A 20,933-nucleotide genomic window follows, 5' to 3' on the forward strand; every position below is an offset into this window, starting at 1 on the left:
AGTTAATCTTTTTCGAGGTTGAGTGGGGGCGTTGCCGTCCTGGCCAGCGCGACCGAATCGCACCGAGGCGCAATTTTCCGATCTCGGCGGCACGTCGCCGCCCGGATATCTCGCTGCAGGGGAGCGAAAGTGACATTCAAGTCTCTGGAAATGGATCGCGTGGGCGGGGGCGCCCTGCGGGCAATCGAGATCGGTGTGACGTCGCGGTGCAACTTCCGCTGCGACTACTGCGGTGCGTACGACCTTCTCGAGCGGAAGATCCTCTCCGTCGAGGACGTGGCGAACGTGATCGACACGCTGCCCGATCTCCAGCGCGTCAAGCTGTCGGGCGGCGAGGTGCTGCTCGAGTTCGACATCTGCGAGGGCATCGTCCGGTACTGCACGAGCAAGGGCATCGAGACGCAGATCAACTCCAACGGCACCGTGCTCACCGAGGAGAAGTTCCAGCGTCTCGAGGCGGCCGGGCTGAGCGTCCTGCACTTCTCGCTCAACCACACCGACGCGGCCAGCCACTCCGCGTTCTACGGCGTCACCGAGAAGATGTTCGGCAAGATCGTCACGGCGATCGGCCGGTCGGTCGCCTCGTCCTCGATCGACACCGTGGTCGAGACGATCCTCTTCGACGAGACCGAGTCGCGGATGGCCGAGGTGCACCGCTTCGCGGCGGAGCTGGGCGTCCGGAAGCACGAGATCCAGATGGAGATCCCGAGCGTCCACCAGGGGTACGCGAACACCCTCGACGCCGACCGGGTCTGCACGGCGATCGCCAACCTCGTCGAGCAGCGGGATCCGCGGACGACCCTCTTCTTCAGCTGCCTGTCGGCCTACCTCCGGCCGGGCAGTGACGGGTGGAAGCGGCTGCAGCCGCTGCTCCGCGACCCGGGGGTGATCTACGCCAGCTGTATCGAGGGCAAGGCGCAGCTCCACCTCCACTCCAACGGCGACGTCATGATCTGCGAGCTGGGCAACCCGGACGTGATCGGCAACGTCTTCGAGACCGACATGCTCGCCATGTACGAGGAGAGCCCCAAGCTGAAGGCGTTCGTGCAGAGCAAGCACGAGGACCAGACCTTCTCCTGCTTCCGGCACTTCGACAAGCCGGGGCAGAAGACGGCCAACCCGGGTGGGGTGGCGCTGCTCGGGATGCCGACGCTCGCCGTCAGGTCCGCGTCGGAGTAGTGGACGCGTCGACGGGGTCGGTGGCCGGTCCGGACATCCTGCACGACGCGTCCGGACCGGGCGTCGTGCTCGGCGTCGTCGGCCACGACATCCACGTCGTGGCCAACCGCATCCTGACCATCGGGCTGGCCGAGGAGGGATTCCGCCCGTACAACCTGGGCACCAGCAACGACATCGTGGACTTCGCCGACGCGGCGTGGGAGACGGGCGCCCGCGCAGTGCTGGTCGCCTCGATCAACGGCGAGGGTGAGGGCGCCTGCGGGGGCTTCGGCGCCCACTTCGCCGCCGTCGGCCTGGCCGACGTCCTCCTCTACGCCGGCGGGAACCTCGTGGTGGGGGACCGCCCCTCCGCCGAGGTGGAACGGCTCTTCACCGGCTTCGGCTTCCACCGGGTGTTCCACCGGCCGTCGAGCTTCCGGCCGGTGTTCGACGCGCTGAAGCGGGACCTCGTCGATGTCCGATCCTGACGACCCCTGCCTGGGCGACCTCGACGACGAGCGGGCGCAGGTCATCCGGGCCGGCGGCTCGACCGAGCTCGACCTGTCGACCGCCCGCCGCTATCTGGAGTCACTGCCCCGCAGCCGCTTCGCCTCGGTCGCCTACCAGCGGGAGCGGGACCGGCCGTACATCCAGCCCCGGGGCGGTTTCCCCGGCTGGGACCAGCAGCGCGCACTGACCGTGGCGCTGCACCGGGCGGGCGCGGACTTCATCCCGCTGACGATCGACAGCTACACCCGGCACAACGACTACGCCACCGCCGGCAAGCTGCTGGAGGCCGGTCACGCCGAGGGGCACGACCTGCTGAACGGGTATCCGTTGGTCAGTCACGGCTTCGCCCGTACCCGTGACCTGTACGAGGGCGTCGACGTCCCGGTGAGTCTGCGCCACGGCACTCCCGACGCCCGGCTGCTCGCCGAGGTGGCCCTGGCCTCCGGCATCACCGAGATCGAGGGCGGCGGGCTGTGTTACTCCCTGCCCTACGCCAAGAGCTACCCGGTCGACCGGGCCCTCGTGCACTGGCAGTACGTGGACCGCCTCTGCGCCCTGGTCGGGCCCGCGGACGCGCCGATCCACCGGGAGTCGTTCGGTCCGCTGACGGCGACCCTGGTGCCGCCGGTGACGACCGTCGTGGTCCAGCTCTGCGAGTTGCTCCTCGCCGCCGAACAGGGCGTCCGGTCGTTCGCGGTCAGCTTCGGCCAGACCGGCAGCTTCGAACAGGACGTCGCCATCGCCCGGGTACTGCGCCGGCACGCCGCCCGGCTCCTGGCCCGCGCCGGCCGCCCCGACGTGCGGGTCGGCCTCGTCTACCACCAGTGGATGGGTGCCTTCCCCACAGAGCCGTCCCTGGCCTGGCAGCTCATCGCCGTCTCGGCCGCGCTGAGCCGCCTGGTGGGGGCCGACAAGGTGGTGGTCAAGACGCCGGAGGAGGCGATCGGCATTCCCCGCGTCGAGACCAACGCCGCTGCGGTCCGTGCCGTCCGGTACGTGCTCGACATGTTCCCCGGCACCGCCGCGCTGTCGAGCGAGGTCATCGACGAGGAGGACGACCTGATCGACGGCGAGGTCACCGAGGTGATGGAGCACGTGCTCCAGCAGGCGACCGGATCCCTGCTCGCGGCGGTGCACCGGTGCGTCGTCTCGGGGGTCCTCGACGTGCCGTTCGCGCCCCACGAGCAGAACGCCGGGCGGCTGCTCACCGACCGTGGACCGGGGCGGAGGATCCGCATCCTGTCGCCCGGTGCGGTACCGCTCTCCAGCAGCCACCTCCGCCGCGAGCGCGAGCTGCTGGGCACGCGTCACGACGACCGGAGCCCGCTCTGGGAACGCCTGCTGCGCGACGTGCGGATCCTCGCGTGACCTCCACCGGAACGCTGCTCGTCGACGTGGGCAGCACCGTGGTGAAGGTGTGCACCAGGTGGCGGGCCGACCGCTTCTCGGCGGTGCAGCGGATCCCTCGACTTCCCGGCATCAGCCCCGGCGACCAGGTCGTCGAGATCGCCGCCCGACGGCTGACGGACGCGGTGACCGGCGTGCGGGTGTGCAGCTCGGCCAGCGGGGGAGTTCTCGTCGGCGTACTAGGACTCTCCGGGCGGCACAGCGTGGCGGCGGCGGCCCGGGCGGCGGTCGCCGCGGGCGGGAACGTCCGTTACGAACGCGTGCTCACCGACCTGTCCGGCCCGCCCGCCCCGCCGGTGGACGTCCTGATCCTCACCGGCGGGGTCGACGGCGGGGACCACCACCGGTTGCGCGCCGCGCTGGCCGGCGCGCGGCTCGCGGACCATCCGCACGAGATCCTGGTCTGGGCCGGAGTGGACGCTCCCGAGGTCACCGCCCTGCTGCCGCCGCACCGCAGCGCCAGCAACGTCCTCGACCGTCACCTCCGACCGCGTCCCGGTGGGCTCACCGAGCTGGTCCGAGACATCTACACGAGTGATCTCGTCGGTCGCAAGGGTCTGGGCGCGCTGGCCGACGTCACCGAGACGCCCATCTGGCCCACCCCGGCAGTCGTCGGGCTGGCGGCGGAGCGGATGAGTCGACGAGGTCTCCTTCTCCCCGGCGTGACCGCACCGTTCGTCCTGATCGACGTGGGCGGCGCGACCACCGACGCCTTCGCCTGCACCGAGCTGCGCCGGGCGCATCCGGCGCGCGGCACCGGGCCGGACAGCTCCGTCGTCCGGCATGTCTTCACCGACCTCGGTGTCGTCGCCTCCGGGCCCGCCCTGCTGGGCCGACTCGCCGCCGATCCGGACCTGTTCGACCTGGTCCGGGCGGTGGCACCGGAGCGGTCCCGCGGTCTCTACCACGACCTGTGCGCCGGTCGTCAGGCGGCGCTCAAGCCTCCGGTGGGCTTCCTGTGCTGCGTCTTCCTGGCCCTGCGCCGGCTCGCGGCACCGGACGGCCCACACCTCGTGGACGTCGGTCGGGCGGCCAGCGTCGTCGTCACCGGCGGTGCCCGCTGCGGTGCGTCGACGGCGCAGATCCGCCGGGTCGTGGAGGCCGCCGCCGGCCGGGTGGAACCGCCGCGCGCCGTGGTGGTCGACCACCGCTACCTGCTGTGGGCGTACGGCCTCCAGGACGTGCCGGCACGGAGCCCGGCGCCCTGCTGACCCTCAGGCGTCGGCGGGCTCGTCCGTCACCTCGAAGAGCTGGGCGGACAACTGGTCGGCCACGTCCAGGTGGGCGCGGGGCGGCACCGACTCAGGGGTGGCGTCCGGCCAGAAGCACTCGACGTACCCCTCGCGGGTCAGGTAGTTCGCCGACACGGCGGCGGAGACGTGACCGGGGGTGGCGAAGACCTCGTAACTCGACACCGCGGGAGGCACCGTCGTGGGCGTGGCGATGCGGGTCATCCGCCCCGGACGCGCCTTCAGGGTGGCGATGGCCGCCACTCCGACAGCCGGCCCGGGCAGCGGCAGCTCGTCGAGCTGGTCCAGGTAGGAGCGCACGTGCAGCTCGTACGGTGAGATCCCGAGGGCGCGTTCGACGAGGTCGAGGATGCCGTCGCCGGCGGTGCGCGCACCCACCTCGATGATCTGCGGATCCCGGCCGTCCTCCAGCCGGATCTCGACGTGGGCGAGCCCCCGGTCCAGGCCGATCGCGGCGCACGAGGCGATCGCCAGCTCCCGTACGTCGGCGCGGTCGGAGTAGCGGCTCGGCACCCGGTGCCCGATCTCGGCGAAGTAGGGCTCCGGCCCGAGCGACTTGTCGACCACGGCGAGCGCGACCCGGCGGTCACGGTGGTTGAGCACCTCGACCGAGACCTCGTCGGTCAGGGTGCAGAACTGCTCCACCTGGATCGACCGGTTCTTGACGGTGAACGTCGCGGCGGTCTGGTCGATGATCGTCCGGACGTACCCGTACGCCTCGGGCACCTCGGCGGCCGACCGGATCAACCGGACCCCGAGACTGCCGCCGAACGCCGACGGCTTGATGACACACGGCAGGCCGAACTGCGCGATGGCCTGGTGGACCTCGTCCACGCTGTCCACCTGGCGGTACCGCGGCGTGTCGAGGCCGGCGGCCAGGAGCCGGTCCTTCATCAGGTTCTTGTTGATGGAGGAGGTGACGACCGCGTCCCTGCTGAGGTAGGGCACGCCGTAGTGCTCGGCGAGGGCCAGGCCGGCGACGAGCACACCGTCGATGAACGGCACCACGGCGGCCGGGGTGCAGCCGGTCTCCTTCTCGAGGTCGCGCACCGCCTCCAGGGCCGCCACCGGGTCACTGCTGACGCCCCGGACGACGTGGTCGAAGAACTTGCCGGCCCGGGTGGCCGCGGTCGGTGCGATCGTGACGACCGGCCCAGGGAAGCTCCGGACGGCTGCCACGATCGCGCGTTCACGCAATGCCATGGTGGCACCGAGCACCAGGAGATAGCGGGAGTTGGCGCGCAGTGCCGACGCGGTGCTCACCGGTGCAGGCTAACAGTGGCCGTGGTCGATCGGCGACCCCGACGCGCCCGGCACCCGGACGGTCGCCTCCGTGTCACAGGGCGACCATGCGGGAACGAACTGTGATAGAAAAATCGCCGAGTGCCTATCCGTTTCGACTCGTGCGAGAGGATCCCGCGCATGGCCGACGACGGGTCGCCCGAGACTCCCGGTCCCGACCCGTCCGCCGGTGCAGTGGCGACCGACGCCCCTCCGAGGGCCGACGACCGACCGGCGGCTCCGGCCGGGATGCGCAGCCGTGCGGTCCGCCTCGCCGTCGGCTGGCTACCGGACGGGACGGCGGTCCGGCGGATGCTGGCCGTGTCGTTCATCGACTCCCTGGGCACCGGCATGTTCCTCACCGGGTCGGCGCTGTTCTTCACCCGGGACATCGGGCTCACCGCGGCGCAGGTCGGCCTGGGCCTGTCCCTGGCCGCCGTCACCGGCTTCCTGTGCTCGGTGCCCGTCGGCCGCCTCTCGGACCGGTACGGCGCACTACCGGTCCTGGTGGCCCTCCAGTTCTGGCGGGCGACCTGGTTCTTCGCCTACCCGATGGTGGACAGCCTGCCCTGGTTCCTCGTGGTGTGCTGCCTCGCCGGTGCCGGCGAGTGGGCGGCAGGCCCGGTCGTGCAGAGCCTGCTCGGCTCGCTCGTCGCCCCGGCGGCGCGGGTACGCACCATGGCCGCGGTGATGCTGGTCCGCAACATCGGCTTCGTCCTCGGCGCGGCCTCCGCGACGATCGCCATCGCCGTGGGCGGCGGCGACGTCTACCGGGCGCTCGTCGTCCTCGACGCCGTGTCCTTCCTCGTCTCCGGCGCTCTGCTGCTGCGGTTGCGCGGCCGGCTGGCCGTCGTCCGGCCACCGACCGACGACCAGGAGCAGGCCGGGCTTCGTACCCGGCCCAGCCTCCGGTTCCTCGTGCTGGCTCTGCTCAACGGCGTGCTCTATCTGCACGCCGTGATCCTGAGCGTCGGCCTGCCCCTCTGGATCACGATCAGGACGGACGCGCCGGTGGAACTCGTGGGCGCGGTCGTCGTGCTCAACACCGTGCTCGCGATCTCGTTGCAGATGCGGCTGAGCCGGGGCGTCGACGGGTTGCGACCCGCCGCGTCGCGCCAGGTGTACGCCGGGCTCGTCCTGGCCGTGTGCTGCGGGCTGGTGTCGGTGACCGGCTCGGGCGCGCCCGCCGTGGCGGCGGCCCTGATCCTGGCGGCGACCGTGGCGCTGACGGTGGGCGAGATCTACCAGTCCGTCGGTGCCTGGGGCGTGTCCTACGGCTATGCGCCCGACGCCAGCCGCGGCTACCACCTGTCGCTCTACAGTCTCGGCTCCACCGGGGCGATGATCGTGGGTCCGGCACTGCTCACCTCGGTCGTCCTGCCCGCCGGGGCGGTCGGCTGGCTGGGTCTGGGGGCGGTGCTCGCCGTCGCCGGGGCGCTCGTGCCGGTCGTCGTGGGACGCCGTCTGTCCCCGGCCGGGTGACCGGCGGGCCGACAGCGTCGCCGCCGGGCGCCGGACGGAGGATGCCCACGGGCAGTGACGAAGGATGCCCACGGGCAGTGACGAAGGATGCCCACGGGCAGTGACGGGGGCAGCCGACGGGCAGTGTCGGGGGCTGCTGGCAGCAGTGACGGAGTTCGCCGGTCGGAAGTGACGGAGGAGGACGGGTTGGGAGAGTTGTTGCTGATCGGGGTCGGCCTCATGGGCCGGCCCTACCTGGCCGCGGCGCGTCGGCTGGGCCTGAGCGTGCACGTCGTGGAGACGGCCGCCGCCGCAGCCGCGCTGCCGGAGCAACCCGATCACCTGACGGTGACCAGTGGCGACAGCGACGAGGCCTGGGCGGCGGCCGCCGCCTCGGCGACCGCCGCGCGGACGCCCGACGGAGTCGTCGCCTTCACCGAGCCGCAGGTGCTGGCGGCCGCCCTGGTGGCGGAGACCTTCTCGTTGCCCGGCCCGTCACTGGGCGCGGCGGTGCTGTCGCGGAACAAGGCGCTGCAACGGGGCCGTTTCGCCGCTGCCGGCATCCGGCAGCCCGAGTACCTCATCGCCACCGACCTCAACGCCGCGGGGCAGTGGGCGGGCGCCCGCTTCCCGGTGGTGGTGAAGTCGTTGTCGTCGGCGGGCAGCGTCGGCGTCGAACTGGTGGCGGGCGAGCGCGGGTGGACCGACGTCGTACGCCGCCGTGCCGGCGAGACGCCGCTGCTGGTGGAGCAGGCCGTCGAAGGGTCGGAGTACAGCTGGGAGGCGCTGGTCCACGAGGGTGCCGTCTGGTTCTCCACCGTCACGGCCAAGGCGACGACCGGTCCCCCGTACTTCGTCGAGACCGGTCACCGGACGGCTGCGCCGGTCGACGACGTGACGCGCGCGGCCGTCGACGGCTTCGGCCGGTCCGTCCTGGCCGCGCTCGGCATGGGCAGCGGCATCGTGCATCTGGAGTTCCGGCTGGCCGACGCCGGTGCCACGGTGATGGAGGTGGCCGTCCGGATGCCCGGCGACTACCTGATGGACCTGCTCGGCCTGACGTACGGCATCGACTGGTTCGAGATGGTCGTCCGGCTGGCGATGTCGATGCCGCTGCCGGAGCGACCGCCGCGGTGGGTGGCCCACGCCGCGGCGCACTTCCCGCTCGCGGAACCCGGCGTCGTCACGGCGATCGAGGGGCTGGACGAGGTGCGGGCCCACCCGGCGGTGCGACGCGCCGGCGTGTTGGCGGGGGTCGGCGACGTCCTCGCCCCGGTGGTGTCGTCCGCACAGCGGCGTGCCTACGTCATCCTCTCGGCCGACGACCCGACCCTGGTCGACGACGGGCTCGAACTGGCCCGTCGGAGCTTCGTCATCCGGACCCGGCCGGCCTGACCGGTAAAGTCAGGGCCGGTCGCCGTCGGTGGCGGAGGCGGGGCTCAGCAGCGAGTCCCGTACCCGTTGCCTGTCGATCTTGCCCTGGTTGCCGGTGGCCGGCAGGGACGGGCGCGGCACCAGGCGGTGCGGCACCATGTGGGTCGGCAGGTGGTCGACGAGGAAGCGCCGGAACTCCCCCGCGTCGACCGGCGCGCTCACGGTGTAGACGAGGGCGACGTCCTCGCCGATCTCGACGTTCGGCACGCCGACCGCCACGCACGCGTCGACGCCGGGGAACCGGGCGGCCGTCTCCTCCACCTCGGTCGGGCTGACCCGGAACCCCGAAGTCTTGATCATCGCGTCGCGCCGGCCCTGGAAGTACAGGTAACCCTCCTCGTCCCGGGTCACCATGTCGCCGCTGAACACCACGGTCTCGCCGGGGTACGCCGGCAGGGTCCGGAACCGTTTCGCGGTCTCCTCCGGGGCCTCCCAGTAGCCCTTGGCGATGCAGCCCCCCCGGTGGACGAGTTCCCCGGGCTCGTTCGGGCCGACCTCGCGGCCCTGCTCGTCGAGGACGAGGATCTCCACGTCCGGAATCGCCCGACCGATCGACGTGGGACGGCGACCGAGCTGGTCCGGTTCCAGGTAGGTCGAGCGGAACGCCTCGGTCAGCCCGTACATGAGGAAGACCTCCGCCACCGGAAAGGCCCGGGTGAGGTTCTCGATCATGCGGTGCGACACCGCGCCGCCGGACGACGAGACGTAGCGCACGGCGGAGAGGTCCCCGGTCGGCCATTCCCGGAGCAACCGGGGGTTGAACATCCGGGTGACGATGACCGGCATGACCGGCAGGACGGTGATGCGCTCGGCGGCCAGGAAACGGAACAGGTCCGCGGGGAACACCAGCTCGTGCAGATGGAGCTGGGCGCCGGTGTACAGCGCCTGCCAGAGCTGGTTCAACCCGTAGTCGAAGTTCAGGGACAGGACGCTGCCGATCCGGTCGTCGCGGCGGGTGCCGAGGTACCGGACGGTGATCCGGGCGCCGTCGCAGACGTTGCGATGGGTCACCATGATGCCCTTGGGTCGGCCGGTGGAGCCGGAGGAGTAGATGATCCCCGCGAGGTCGTCGCCGATGGCGCGTTGCGGCACCGCACCACCGTCGGTCCGCGCAGCCGCGTCGCCCGGCTCGACGCAGACGTCCCCGGCGAGCAGCAGCGGAAGCACGGGGACGGAGGTACGCAGCTCGTCGGCGCGTACGTCGTCCGTTATCGCGGTGCGCATCCCGGAGTCCCGGACGATGTGCCGGATGTTGTCGCCCTTGAGGGTGGGCAGGATCGGCACGATCACCGCGTCGGCCGTCGACACGGCGAGGATCGCCACCACCTGGTCGACCGACTTCGCCATGCAGATCCCCACCCGGTCGCCCCGCCGGACGCCGTGACGCGCCAGGACTGCCGCGGTGGCCAGCGCCGCGTCCCGCAGCTCGGCGAAGGACAGCGACCGCGTGCCGTCGCTCACCGCGAGGTCGTCGCCGAACGTCCCGGCCGCGTCGTGCAGCAGGGCGTGGACCGTGAACAGATGCCGGGTCGTCATCGCACCACCCATGCCGGTCGACCTCGCCTTCCTCGTCGTGTGTGAGCGCTGCGGGCGGACCGGCGGGCGATCCGGCCGCCGGATCAGCAGAAGGTCTCCCACTCCGCCGTGCCCAGGGCCGCCGCGACCGCCGGCGAACGCCCGGCCAGGTCGGACCGCAGGGCCGCGTTGTGGTCCCGGATCTCGTCGCGGTGCTTGTCCAGCACGCTGGTCGCCGAGAGGTCCAGCAACCACAGTGGACGAAGCTCGGCGCCCCGCAGCGCCTTGCCGTCCGGGGTCGCGACGCCGGCGTGCAGCCACCGCACGCCGGGCAGCCGGGCGGGAAGGTGGTAGGCCAGGTTGAAGTACTCGGCGGCCCCCCGGAGCCGCTCGTAGTCGAAGCCCACCGCCCGCAGGTAGACCGTGTCGCCGTCGCGGTAGTAGAGGCAGCAGCCGACCGGCGGTTCGTCGTCGTAGGCGCAGAGCAGGACCTCGGCCCGTGGCCCGGCCAACTCGCCCTGCTTGCGGAACCCGTCGTAGTAGACGGACGGGTCACCCGCCCGGCCGTAGCGTTGCTCGGTGTGGATCGCGAGCCGGGCCACGTCCGCCCAGGCCTCCCGGAGGGTACGCCGGGTAACCCGGTAGCCGGCCTGTGCGAACCGCCGTACCTCGGCGCGGATACGACGGATCCGGTGCCGGGAGCCCAGCGACTCCAGCCACTCCTCCCACCCGCCGGGCGGAATGCCGATCCAGGCGTCGGCGGCCAACAGGACCGGTTCCGCAGTCACCCCCGCCTCCCGGAAGGCCAGCACGTCCGGGGTGGTCAGGTGTACGGCGACCTGCGCGGACGCCGACGCGGGCGGCACCGGTGGGCGCGCCGACCGGACCTCCTCGAGGATCCTTCCGGCGGCCGCCACCGGGTCGGCTCCCGGCGAGGTCAGCAGGTTCGCCAGGTAGCCGCGGCGCTGTCCGACGTAGATGCCCTGTGGTGGAGGGCTCGGCAGGTGGTGGGCGGCGAGAATGGTGCCCCACCGGCAGTTGGGGTGTGGATCCGCGCCGACCGCGATCACCGGCACGCCCGCCCGCCCGCCGTCGGGCAGTGTCACGTGGACGCCGCCGGAGGCACCCCCGCCCTCCAGCGCGCACAGCCGCAGCCAGAACGCCGAGGAGTAGAACCGGTTGCCGGCCATCTCGTCCCACTGCTGGTCGGCGAGCCCGCCGAGCGGGTCGCTGAAGTAGTCGGTGCCGCCGTCGAGATGGCCCATGTCCCGCCTTCCGCCGCGTATGTCATGATCGTTTCTCCGCCGGGGGCCGGTCCGCTCCATAGATTGCCGTGCGCGTCGGCGACACGCCAGACCCCGCGACGCCCCCGACGGCTTGTCTCCAGGTCCGCCGCCAACACCCGGCCGGCTGGCTGGCGGCGGCGCTGCGGGCGTCCGCCCTGCCGGCTCCCTGTCGTGGGTGCCCAGCGGGTCGGGGCCGTCGGGGGGACGCTCGTCTGTGGTGCGCGTGTTCCTTCGGGGGCGCGCGAGTCAGACCGCGCCCCGGTCGACCAGGCTGAACGTGGTGGGGACCGGGGCGTCACCGAGGAACTCCACGCGGATCCCCTTCTTGCTCGGGCTCCACTGCACCACGCCGTACTCGTCGCTGATGATGGAGTAGGAGGTGCGTCCCTTGTCGTCCTTGCCCTCGCGGGTTATCCCGAACACGGTTGCGGCTGTGGCGTAACAATCGGCTCCCACGAGCGACGCGTACCCCTTCGCGTCGATCTTGACGCCGAGGCAGGGTCGGTGGGCGATGTCCGGGTTCACCGACCTGATCATGTAGTCGACACCGACCGGTTCGAGCACGAAGAGCGCATCCTTGCCGGTCCCGTCACCGACCTCGAGTTCCCCGTGGAACGGCAGCGACAGGTCACGGTCGATCTCCACCACGTGCAGCAGGATTCGCCGCTGGCCTGCCAGGATGGCCCGGGTAGGGTCCGCACCGGTCGACGGTGGCGGCTTGCCCGATGCGGGTGTGGACCCGGCGGCCGCCGGCCCGCTCGCCGTCGGGCTGCCGGTCACCGCCGGGCCGTCCCGGTCCGACGTGGACCGCCCACTCAGCAGTTGCGGGCCGAACAGGGAAGCGGGCACCAGCACCGCGACCACCGCGGCGGTCGCCGCCAGGGCGGTGAGCCAGCCGCGCCGACGGGAGCCCGCTCGGCGGACCGGGGCCGGATCCGGATCCGGGGCCGGAGCCGGTGGCACTGGCCGCCGGCCCTGCTCGTCACCGCCGGCGGCGGGCGACACACCCGCCGTCGGCGTCCCGATCAAGGGTTGGGCCGGCTCGCCGACACCCACCGGGTACGCAGCGGTCAACAACCCGTCGAGCAGTTCCCGGGCGGTGGGCCGGGCGGCGGGATCCTTCTCCAACGCCCGGGAGACCAACTCCCGCAACGGCCCGTCGAGCCCGGTCAGGTCCGGAGGTTGAGTGAGGATTCGCATCGCGATGGCGGTGGGCGAGTCGCCCCCGAACGGGTTGCGGCCGGTGGCGGCATGGGCGACCACCGCACCCCAGGCGAAGATGTCCGCGGCCGGGCCCACCGGAGGGCCGGACGTCGTGTCGAACCGCTCCGGAGCCATGTACGAGACGGTCCCGACCATCTGGTTGGTCCGGGTGTGCCGGCTCGTAGCCTCGAACGCTCGGGCGATACCGAAGTCGATGACCTTGATCCCACCCGGTGCGACCAGGACGTTCGCCGGTTTCAGGTCCCGGTGGATCACCCCGGCGCCGTGGATGGCGGTGAGCGCGGTAGCCACCCCGACCGCGATGCTGTGCAGTTGGGCAGGCCGCAGCGGCCCCTGTTCCCGGATCACCCGGGCCAGGCTGGGGCCCTCGACGTACTCCACCACCAGGTACGGCGGGTCATGGTCCGGGTCGGCGTCCAGGACCTCGGCGGTGCAGAACGGCGGAACCTGACGGGCGCGGTTCACCTCGCTACGGAAACGACCACGGAACTCGTCGTCGTGGGAGAGCTCCGCGCGGACGACCTTTACCGCCACCCGCCGTCCCTGCGGTGACCGGGCCAGGAAGACGCTGCCCATGCCCCCCTCGCCGAGCCGGCCGAGCACCTCGTACCCACCGAGGCGGGTCGGGTCGCCGGGACGCAACCCGTCGTTCATGCCGGATGCCCGTAGACCGCGACCAGCGCGCGAACCGTGCCGCCTGTCACCCGTACCCCTTAGGTCAGTCGTACGCCGCCCGCAGCCTATCGCCCACCCACCCAGCGTCATCGATGCCGTCCGCGGGCGGGGTGGGCCGCCACGATGAGGCCGCGCGGGGGCGGCACGATCTGCGCGTCGTCCCGATGTCCCTGGCCGATCCGGCGGTGGCCATCGAGCGGGGCTCCTACTCGACGACGGCACGAGGAGACGGCGGCCACCGTCGGAGGCTCGCCCCGACTACGGGCGGCGGTCGTCACTCGCGGGTCAGTCCCGGTGGCAGCGCGTCCTCGTCGGGTCGGACCCGGCGGGCGTTGACCAGGGGGTCGCGCGCGAGGGTGTGGATCAGTGGTGCGGGGCCGCCGACGCAGGTCCAGGTGTCGTCCCAGAGCGCGGAGACCAGCCACGACCGGTCGGCGGGGAAGAACAGGTCGGGTAGCGCCCCGAGGCCGTGGCGCATGTGGCCGCCGGTGCGCCAGGTCAGGGCCTGCTCGGGGCCGGCCTCGACGAGCACGTAGGACCAGTCCCAGTAGAGCGACACCCTCGGGGCGTGGGGGAAGACGACGTCGTGGGCGCCGGTGTCGAGGTAGGCCAGCCACCACGGCTGTTCCGGGGTGTGCGTGCTGAGGTCCTCGACCAGGGCCTGCTCGTAGACGGCGGCGGTGACATCGTCGGCCTGGTACGTCGTGGCGTAGGCGTCGAAGGTCTGCGGGACGGCGGTGGTGATCGAGAAGCCGGCAGTGGTGTGACGAGCGATCCATGCCACGTCGTCGGCGGTGCCGATGCGCCAACTCCGTCCGTCCCTGCTGACCTGCACACCGCCATTCAAGCAGGTGCCGCGACGGTTGGCGGGGGAGTCGGACCGCCACCGAACGGCGGCCGGGGCCGGCGATCCCCGGTCACGGTCACCCCCACTACGACCTTCACCGCGTCGATGGAAGCTCCGACGCGGCGGGCACCCGCTTCACCGCATTAGTGGACTCCCATCGGCGTCGACAGGAAGCGTCTGCTCCTGCGCTGCCGCTTCCCGCCAGCAGCTGCCGGGTGTCGTCCTGGCTCCACTCACCCGACGACGCCAGCAACGTGGTCTGGTCCTCGCCGCGATCGCGTTCGGCGTCGGTGAAACAGCTGATCGCGGGCGTCGACGACCCGACCCCACGCGGATCGAACCCCACCACGTCGAACCGCTGCAGCACCGGGCTCTTCGCGTATGCGGCGACGAAGCTCGTCGCCTGGGTCATGCCCGAACCGCCCGGGCCGCCCGGGTTGAGCACCAGTGACCCGTTGCGCTGTCCGGGATCACCCTGGGCAGGGAGCCGGAGCACCGCGACCTGAATGGTCCTGCCCTTCGCGTCCTGGTAGTCCAGCGGCACCTTGAGCCGGGCGCACTCGAAAGGCTTGACGAAGCTCTTCTTCTCGTTCGGCGTGGTGCCGTAGCCCTCGCACGAGCCGAACGACAACTTCTGCCCCTAGTACGCCGTCAGGTCGGCTGCGGACGGCTGCGGGTCGGAACCCGCCGAGGTCGGGATGCTCGTACAGGCCGCCAGCAGGGCGAGCACCGCGGTCGCCCCGGCAGCGGCGCGGAAGCGACCGGTGGTACGCCCCTGAGCTGGTGAGCTGGGCCGGTCCGCTGGCGGGCCGGTGTCGAACAAGGTCATGGGAGCCTCCGGGATCGAGTCGTTCAACAGAGTGCGCGTCCGAGGGAACACCCGACCGTAGCGGCACACTCAACTCGGTAGGGGGACTGACGGCCCGGGCGGTCGGAGCCGCCCTGTGGGGCCCCGGAATCGTCAGCGGAAGAGCTGCCCAGCCGCCGTTTGACTGTGACCCGAGGGCACAGGTTCGGATGGGGGCGAGTCCGCTGAGGGCGGGTCGGACAGGAGGCGAGAGTGCTTCCCCCACGCGGTCGTCGAACTGCACAACCCGTGCAGATCGACGTCCTACAGCGCGTCAACGTCATCCTCGACCGGGACGAACCCGTCGGCTGAACCTGCCCGGCCGCGAGGCGGCCGGCTCGGTTGCCGTGAGGTCGGCCACACCGGGCCGGGCCGGCTTGAGTGTGCCGCTGCGGCATACCTGCTTATTGTTTCGGTGCATATCGACGAGGGATCACCGCAAGTGGTGCCGGAGCGTCATCGCGGTTCCGCCCGCCCCGACGACGCCGGCCAGGCCACCAGCCCGACCATCCTGGACCAGGTGGGCGGCGTCTCCGGGTTCGTCTACTCGACGATCCCGGTAGTCGTGTTCGTGACGGCGAACGCGTTGCTGCCGCTGCTGATCGCCGTCGCCGTCGCCGTCGCCGTCGCGACCGGGCTGGCGTTGGTCGTCTTTCGGCTGCTGCGCGGAGAGCGCCTCGTCTCCGCGGTCGGGAGCCTGCTCGGGGTGGCGGTCGCCGTCGGGATCGTCGCATGGACCGGCTCCGCGCGGGTCGAAGACAGAAATCGCGGGATTCATGCCGATCGGGCATCAGCGGCGCGGTGCGGACTGACCGCGGGTGGATCAGGAGCGGCGTTCCGCGAAGGGGCGGTCGGCGGCGATCGCCCGACCGGGAAGGCTGCCGGGCGCGAGGCGGTGGCGCTCGGAAGTCCGGCCTAATCGAACCGGCGACGCGAGGTCAGGACCTCATCCAGTTGGCGGCGGCTCCACCGGCAGAAGTCATTGATCGTGTCGTGCAGATCCCGGCCGGCGGGGGTAAGTCGGTACTCGGTGCGTGGCGGAACGGTGGCATGAAGCGTCCGATCGACAACCCCGTTCCGCTCCAACTGCCGCAGGGCCGCGAGTTGACGGGTCAGTTCATCCCGCCTCCACCGGGTCTCCCCGGCCCGATCAGGCAACAGGGCCCGCGAAGGGGCCGTTGGTGTCGAACACCTGCGGCCCGAAGCGTTCGGCGATACGCCGGTGGGCGGCGGTGTCCGGGTGCAGGTCGTCGGGGAGCGGCAGCTCGGCGAAGTCGGCCTCGCCGTAGAGAGCGAGACCGTCGAGGTGATGAAGGTTCGGGTCGGCGGCCGCCCGCTGGACGGTGATCCGGGCCAGCTCCTCCCGGTCGACGCCGAGGGTGAGCTTCCCGGTCGCCTTCTCGGCCGGATCGCCAGTGGCCCGGAACCGCACCTGCCCGGTGGCGAGGGCGGCGAGGTCGAACGAGCCGGGGCCGGGCGTGTCCTCGTGGATGGGGCAGTAGATCGGGGAGATGACCAGCAGCGGCGTGTGGGGATGGCCGTCGCGGATGGTGTCGAGGAAGCCGTGCACGGCCGGGCCGAGGGCGCGCAGCCGCATCACGTCGGTGTTGACCAGGTTGATGCCGATCTTCACGCTGATCAGATCGGCCGGGGTGTCGCGCATGGTGCGGGCGGTGAACGGGTCGAGCAGCGCGCTGCCGCCGAAGCCGAGGTTGACCAGGTCGACGCCGCCCGAGCGGGCGGCGAGGGCCGGCCAGGTGGTGGTGGGGCCGGCGGCGTTGGAGCCCTGGCTGATGGAACTCCCGTGGTGCAGCCACACCCGGCGACCTCGGATGGGCGCCGGTGTGACGGGGGCGTCGGTGCGCAGGGCGACGAGTTCGGTGGTCTCGTTGTGCGGTAGCCAGATCTCGACGTGCTTCATCCGGTCGGGCAGGCCGGTGAAGCGGACGGTGCCGGGTGGACCCGACCGGCGCTGCGTGGTCCCGCTGCTCATGTCGATGGTCACCGTGTCACCACCGGCGACGCTGGCCTGGTCGATCAGCTGACCGTCGACGAGCAGGTCGTACACACCGTCGGGGCGGGACGGCAGGCCGGTGTAGGTCCATCGGGTAGGCAGCGCGTCCAGCTCGATCGCGGTGGCGCGGGTGCGGATGGCCAGCCGTACGCCGGCGGGCTGGGCCTCCACCATGGCGAGCTGACTGTCGGTGTTCTGGGCGCGCGCCCAGGCGGGCAGCCGGTGCGGCAGCACACCGCGCGCGGTGTGCTGCACGTCGAGCGCGCCGGGTAGGAGGTCCGCGGTGATCGGGGTATCGATCCAGGTGGAGGTCATGCTCTCAATCCATCGAGTGTTGTGGTCTCGCGCCTCGGCGAGGACGCCCGTACCGCCGGTTACAGCCAGTCGTGTTCGCGGGCATATCGGGCCGCTTCGTGGCGGGTCCGGGTCTGGGTCTTGCGCATGGCGTTGGAGAGGTAGTTGCGGACGGTTCCCGGTGCGAGGTGCAGTCGGGCGGCGATGTCGGTGACCGAGTAGCCCTCGCCGGTGACCCGTAGGACGTCGGCTTCGCGGTCGGTGAGGGGGGAGTCGTCGGTGACGGCGAGCGCGGAGACGTCCGGGTCGATCCAGCGTCTGCCGGCGTGCAGGGTGGCGATGACGGAGGTGATGTGGGCAGGCTCGGCGGACTTGCTGACGAAGCCCTGGACGCCGAGTTTCAACGCCTTGCGCAGCACCCCGGGGCGGGCGTGCCGGGTCAGCATGAGGACCACCTGCTCGGGTCGAGTCCGGCGGATCTCAGCGACCGCGCCGAGGCCGTCGACACCGGGCATCTCCAGGTCGATGACCAGCACGTCGGGGCGGTGCCGCAGGGTGGCCTCGATGGCCGTCACGCCGTCCTGCGCCTCGGCGAGGACGGTGATGTCACCCTCCATGGGCAGCAGCGCGGCGAGGGCCGTACGCAGCAGCACCTCGTCGTCGGCGAGCACGATCGTCGTCATCGACGGCCCTCCTTGCGGGCCGGTGGGCTCACCGCGCCACGGGCGGGCGGGAACGTCGCGGCCGTCTGGAAGCGCCCCTCGTGCTGCTCCACGTTCAGCTGACCTCCGTCACCCGCCACTCGCTGCCGCAGCGCGGATAGTCCCCGCAGCTGCGGTGGGGTGTCGGCGGTCGCGCCGTCGTTGACGATGGTGATGCCTGATTCGGAGAGTGTGATCTGTACCTGGGTGGCCTGTGCGTGGCGCAGGATGTTGGTGGTGGTCTCGCGCAGCACCTGACCGAGCAGTTCGCTGACGCGGGCGTCGACCTCGGCCTCGCGGGTCACCCGGACCCGGATGCCGGCGGCCTCGAACAGGTTCTTCGCGTTCTCGATCTCGGCGGTGAGGTTGAGCCGCCGTTGGGCGTACGCGAGCTCCTTGGTCTGCGTGATGGTGTCGCTGACCAGCGCGTACGTCTCGCGCAGCTCCTTCTCGGCCCGCTCGGTGTCGCGGCCCAGCAGCCGCTGGGCCAGCGCGATCTTCAGCTTGACCACGTGCAGGGTGTGTCCCTGGATGTCGTGCAGGTCGCTGGCGAACCGCACGCGCTCGCGGACCACGGCAAGTTCCGCCTCGCGTTCCCGGGTCTGTTCGAGTTCCCGGATGAGGTCGTAGAACCGCTCGCCCACGATGGTGAAGACCGTCACGACGACGGTGAGGGCGGTCGGGACGAGGACGTAGGTGACGAGGACGTGACCGACGTCGTCCCGCTGCACCATCAGCCGCGTCGCGCCGACGGCGGCGACGTAGCTGAACAGTCCCGCCACCGCCAGCCGGCGGTGTCGCCGGACCTCGCGCAGGGCAAGCGAACCGACGGCGCAGAACCCCCAGTAGGCGTTGGGACTGCCGGTCACCAGGACCCCCAGCGGCCACACCGCTGCCCCGACGATCACACACGGGACCGCTACCCGGGCCAGGTCGTTGGCAGTCCACCGCTCGAAGGCCACCACGGCCGCCACGGCCCCCGGCACAAGGATGACGAGATGCCACCAGGTGCGCGCGTCGATGTAGAGCAGGACCACGGCGGCGAACACGACCGGCGGTAGTGACGTGGCGAGATTGAGCCGGCGCAGCCTTCCCTGCGTCGACTCGGTGAAGCGCGGGGATGTCGCGGTCACCACACCAGTATCCGGCAGCCGAGGGCCACGACCAGTGACACCGCGTCACATTCGGCGGTGACATGGTGCCACTGACGGGAAGGTGGCGCCCGCGCTGTGATGGGTGCATGTCCACCTCACCCGTCATCGAAGTCGACCGGCTGAACCTCACCTACGGTGACTTCCACGCCGTTAGGGACCTCTCCTTCGAGGTGCAGCCCGGAGAGCTGTACGCGCTGCTGGGCACCAACGGGGCCGGCAAGACCTCGACCCTGGAGGTTGTCGAGGGACACCGCAGGCCGTCCTCCGGCGCGGTGCGCGTCTTCGGGCACAGCCCGCAGGACCGGCGTGTGGTCCGTCCCCGGATGGGCGTGATGCTCCAGGAGAGCGGTTTCTCCCCGGACCTCACGGTCCGCGAGTCCGTCCGGCTCGTCGGCCGGCTCAGCGGGCGCCCCGACAACGTTGACCGGGTCCTCGACCTCGTCGATCTCACCGGCCGGGCCGGCCGGAGGGTGTCGCAGCTCTCCGGCGGGGAGAAGCGTCGGCTGGACTTCGCCACCGCCGTCTACGGCACCCCGGACCTGATCTTCCTGGACGAGCCGACCACCGGCCTGGACATCTCCGCCCGCGACGCCGTCTGGACGACCGTCGACCGGCTCCGCGAGAACGGCGCGACCATCGTGCTCACCACCCACTACCTGGAGGAGGCGCAGCAACGCGCCGACCGCATCGGACTGATGCACCAGGGCACCCTGCACCGCGAGGGAACCGTGGCCGAACTGACCCGCACCCTGCCGGCCGTCATCCGCTTCTCCCTCCCGGCCGGCGCGCCGGAGCTGCCGCTGCAGGCGGTGGCCGACGCCGAGGGGAAGGTCGTGGTCGAGACCTTCGGACTGCAGGAGGACCTGCACCTCCTGCTCCGGTGGGCGCAGGACCACGCCGTCGAGCTGCAGGGCCTGGAGGCCGGACCGACCCGCCTCGACGACGTCTTCCGCGCCATCAGCAACTGACCCGCCATCCCGACAGGAGTTCCACCGTGTGGTCCATCGCCGCAGGCGAACTGATCCAGATCTTCCGCAACCGGCTGGTACTGATCACCAGCCTCATCATCCCGGTCGTCGTCAGCGCGTTCTTCGTCCGCCAGCACGAGACCTACGCCGCCCTCGGCAGCCTCGGCTACATCGCCGCGGTCGTGATATTCACGATCACCGCGTTCGGGCTCTACGCCACCGCCGTCACCACGCTGGCCTCCCGGCGGCAGAACCTCTTCCTCAAGAGGTTGCGCTCCACCGCGGAAAGCGACGCCGGCATTCTCGCCGGCCTGCTGCTGCCCGTACTGGTCCTCGCGGTCGTGCAGGTGACCGCGATCCTGACCGCCCTGGCCGTGGTCGCCGGCGCGCCGGCCAACGTCGCTCTGCTGGTCGTGGCGTTCCTCGCAACCCTGGCCATGATGGTCGGCCTGGCCCTGGCCACGGCCGGGCTGACGAACTCCCCGGAACACGCGCAGGTCACCACCCTGCCCGTCACTCTCGGTGTGATCGCCATGGCCACCTGGGTCGGCATCTCCGGCACCGAGAACCTCCCCTGGCTCAAGCGACTGCTGCCCGGCGGTGCCGCCACCGAGCTGACCATGAACGCGTGGAACGGCGGCGTCGCCGTGACCGACTCCCTGCTCCTGTTCGCGCCCACGCTCGGCTGGGTCGTCATCGCCGTCGCCCTCGCCACCCGACTCTTCCGCTGGGAGCCCCGCCGATGACCACCGAACGCCAGCCAAACACAGGGTCCACCGCGCGGCCCGAATGCAAGCACATCCATCAATGCGGTACGAAGGGGCACGGAACGACTTCGTGGAAGCCATGAACGAAACACCGAAGGAGACGACCGTCATAGCACCCGAGATCACATCCTGATAAGCAC

General features: G+C 71.4%; 20 protein-coding genes. 9 read left to right on the forward strand and 11 right to left on the reverse strand.

What is annotated here, in order from left to right; translation table 11 throughout:
* Positions 1-150 precede the first annotated feature (150 nt).
* Genes AC0AIB_RS23540 through AC0AIB_RS23555 form a run of 4 tightly spaced genes read left to right on the forward strand, consistent with a single transcriptional unit; the run spans position 151 to position 4,286 of the window.
* Entirely contained in the window at positions 151-1,179 is a 1,029-nt protein-coding gene (locus AC0AIB_RS23540) for a radical SAM protein (RefSeq protein WP_465097497.1), read from the forward strand.
* The gene (glmS, locus tag AC0AIB_RS23545) at positions 1,179-1,646 is read left to right on the forward strand and encodes a methylaspartate mutase subunit S (RefSeq protein WP_465097498.1); all 468 of its coding nucleotides are present in this window, start codon (positions 1,179-1,181) and stop codon (positions 1,644-1,646) included. Before AC0AIB_RS23540 ends, glmS begins: the two co-directional genes overlap by 1 nt.
* A complete protein-coding gene (locus AC0AIB_RS23550) occupies positions 1,633-3,036 on the forward strand; it encodes a hypothetical protein (protein WP_328340477.1) in 1,404 nt (467 codons plus the stop codon). The genes glmS and AC0AIB_RS23550 overlap by 14 nt, the downstream gene beginning before the upstream one ends.
* Positions 3,033-4,286, forward strand: coding sequence for a glutamate mutase L (locus AC0AIB_RS23555; protein WP_328340475.1), 1,254 nt, complete (start codon positions 3,033-3,035; stop codon positions 4,284-4,286). Before AC0AIB_RS23550 ends, AC0AIB_RS23555 begins: the two co-directional genes overlap by 4 nt.
* Before the next feature lie 3 nt (positions 4,287-4,289).
* On the opposite strand, the gene AC0AIB_RS23560 is transcribed toward AC0AIB_RS23555, so the two are convergent.
* Entirely contained in the window at positions 4,290-5,588 is a 1,299-nt protein-coding gene (locus AC0AIB_RS23560; RefSeq protein ID WP_328340473.1) for an ATP-grasp domain-containing protein, read from the reverse strand.
* Between the two features lie 159 nt (positions 5,589-5,747).
* Here AC0AIB_RS23560 and AC0AIB_RS23565 point away from each other — a divergent pair, with 159 nt between their 5' ends.
* Both AC0AIB_RS23565 and AC0AIB_RS23570 read left to right on the forward strand, forming a co-directional pair.
* Positions 5,748-7,088: an MFS transporter gene (locus AC0AIB_RS23565; protein ID WP_465097499.1), complete on the forward strand. Its 1,341-nt coding sequence runs from the start codon at positions 5,748-5,750 to the stop codon at positions 7,086-7,088.
* Positions 7,089-7,274: 186 nt separating this feature from the next.
* Entirely contained in the window at positions 7,275-8,462 is a 1,188-nt protein-coding gene (locus AC0AIB_RS23570) for an ATP-grasp domain-containing protein (protein WP_328340469.1), read from the forward strand.
* Between the two features lie 9 nt (positions 8,463-8,471).
* On the opposite strand, the gene AC0AIB_RS23575 is transcribed toward AC0AIB_RS23570, so the two are convergent.
* The 6 genes from AC0AIB_RS23575 to AC0AIB_RS23600 form a co-directional block, all read right to left on the reverse strand.
* Positions 8,472-10,037, reverse strand: a complete 1,566-nt coding sequence (locus AC0AIB_RS23575) for an AMP-binding protein (protein ID WP_328340467.1) — start codon at positions 10,035-10,037, stop codon at positions 8,472-8,474.
* An 83-nt stretch (positions 10,038-10,120) separates the two neighbouring features.
* Positions 10,121-11,281, reverse strand: a complete 1,161-nt coding sequence (locus AC0AIB_RS23580) for a GNAT family N-acetyltransferase (RefSeq protein WP_328340465.1) — start codon at positions 11,279-11,281, stop codon at positions 10,121-10,123.
* A gap of 267 nt (positions 11,282-11,548) precedes the next feature.
* The gene (locus AC0AIB_RS23585) at positions 11,549-13,180 is read right to left on the reverse strand and encodes a serine/threonine-protein kinase (protein WP_465097500.1); all 1,632 of its coding nucleotides are present in this window, start codon (positions 13,178-13,180) and stop codon (positions 11,549-11,551) included.
* Positions 13,181-13,475: 295 nt separating this feature from the next.
* Positions 13,476-14,036: a hypothetical protein gene (locus AC0AIB_RS23590; RefSeq protein WP_465097501.1), complete on the reverse strand. Its 561-nt coding sequence runs from the start codon at positions 14,034-14,036 to the stop codon at positions 13,476-13,478.
* A 106-nt stretch (positions 14,037-14,142) separates the two neighbouring features.
* Positions 14,143-14,679, reverse strand: coding sequence for an alpha/beta fold hydrolase (locus tag AC0AIB_RS23595; RefSeq protein WP_328340459.1), 537 nt, complete (start codon positions 14,677-14,679; stop codon positions 14,143-14,145).
* 9 nt (positions 14,680-14,688) lie between these two features.
* Positions 14,689-14,877 carry a hypothetical protein gene (locus AC0AIB_RS23600; RefSeq protein WP_328340457.1) on the reverse strand — a complete coding sequence of 63 codons (189 nt, stop codon included), beginning with the start codon at positions 14,875-14,877 and terminating at the stop codon, positions 14,689-14,691.
* A gap of 433 nt (positions 14,878-15,310) precedes the next feature.
* Here AC0AIB_RS23600 and AC0AIB_RS23605 point away from each other — a divergent pair, with 433 nt between their 5' ends.
* Positions 15,311-15,814, forward strand: a complete 504-nt coding sequence (locus tag AC0AIB_RS23605; protein WP_328340455.1) for a DUF3159 domain-containing protein — start codon at positions 15,311-15,313, stop codon at positions 15,812-15,814.
* Here AC0AIB_RS23605 and AC0AIB_RS23610 read toward each other — a convergent pair.
* Genes AC0AIB_RS23610 through AC0AIB_RS23625 form a run of 4 tightly spaced genes read right to left on the reverse strand, consistent with a single transcriptional unit; the run spans position 15,811 to position 19,037 of the window.
* The gene (locus tag AC0AIB_RS23610; RefSeq protein WP_442930584.1) at positions 15,811-16,053 is read right to left on the reverse strand and encodes a winged helix-turn-helix transcriptional regulator; all 243 of its coding nucleotides are present in this window, start codon (positions 16,051-16,053) and stop codon (positions 15,811-15,813) included. The two genes, AC0AIB_RS23605 and AC0AIB_RS23610, sit on opposite strands and share 4 nt — an antisense overlap.
* Positions 16,046-17,224, reverse strand: a complete 1,179-nt coding sequence (locus AC0AIB_RS23615) for an SGNH/GDSL hydrolase family protein (RefSeq protein ID WP_465097502.1) — start codon at positions 17,222-17,224, stop codon at positions 16,046-16,048. Before AC0AIB_RS23615 ends, AC0AIB_RS23610 begins: the two co-directional genes overlap by 8 nt.
* Before the next feature lie 59 nt (positions 17,225-17,283).
* The gene (locus AC0AIB_RS23620) at positions 17,284-17,886 is read right to left on the reverse strand and encodes a response regulator (protein ID WP_465097503.1); all 603 of its coding nucleotides are present in this window, start codon (positions 17,884-17,886) and stop codon (positions 17,284-17,286) included.
* Entirely contained in the window at positions 17,883-19,037 is a 1,155-nt protein-coding gene (locus tag AC0AIB_RS23625; protein ID WP_465097504.1) for a sensor histidine kinase, read from the reverse strand. The genes AC0AIB_RS23620 and AC0AIB_RS23625 overlap by 4 nt, the downstream gene beginning before the upstream one ends.
* Before the next feature lie 107 nt (positions 19,038-19,144).
* Between AC0AIB_RS23625 and AC0AIB_RS23630 the strand changes: the two genes are divergently transcribed.
* Complete coding sequence (locus AC0AIB_RS23630) at positions 19,145-20,026, forward strand: ABC transporter ATP-binding protein (RefSeq protein WP_328340448.1); 882 nt, start codon at positions 19,145-19,147, stop codon at positions 20,024-20,026.
* A 26-nt stretch (positions 20,027-20,052) separates the two neighbouring features.
* Positions 20,053-20,772, forward strand: a complete 720-nt coding sequence (locus AC0AIB_RS23635) for an ABC transporter permease (RefSeq protein WP_328340445.1) — start codon at positions 20,053-20,055, stop codon at positions 20,770-20,772.
* The last annotated feature ends 161 nt before the right edge of the window (positions 20,773-20,933 follow it).

The sequence above is a fragment of the Micromonospora sp. DSM 43699 genome, from assembly GCF_055517075.1.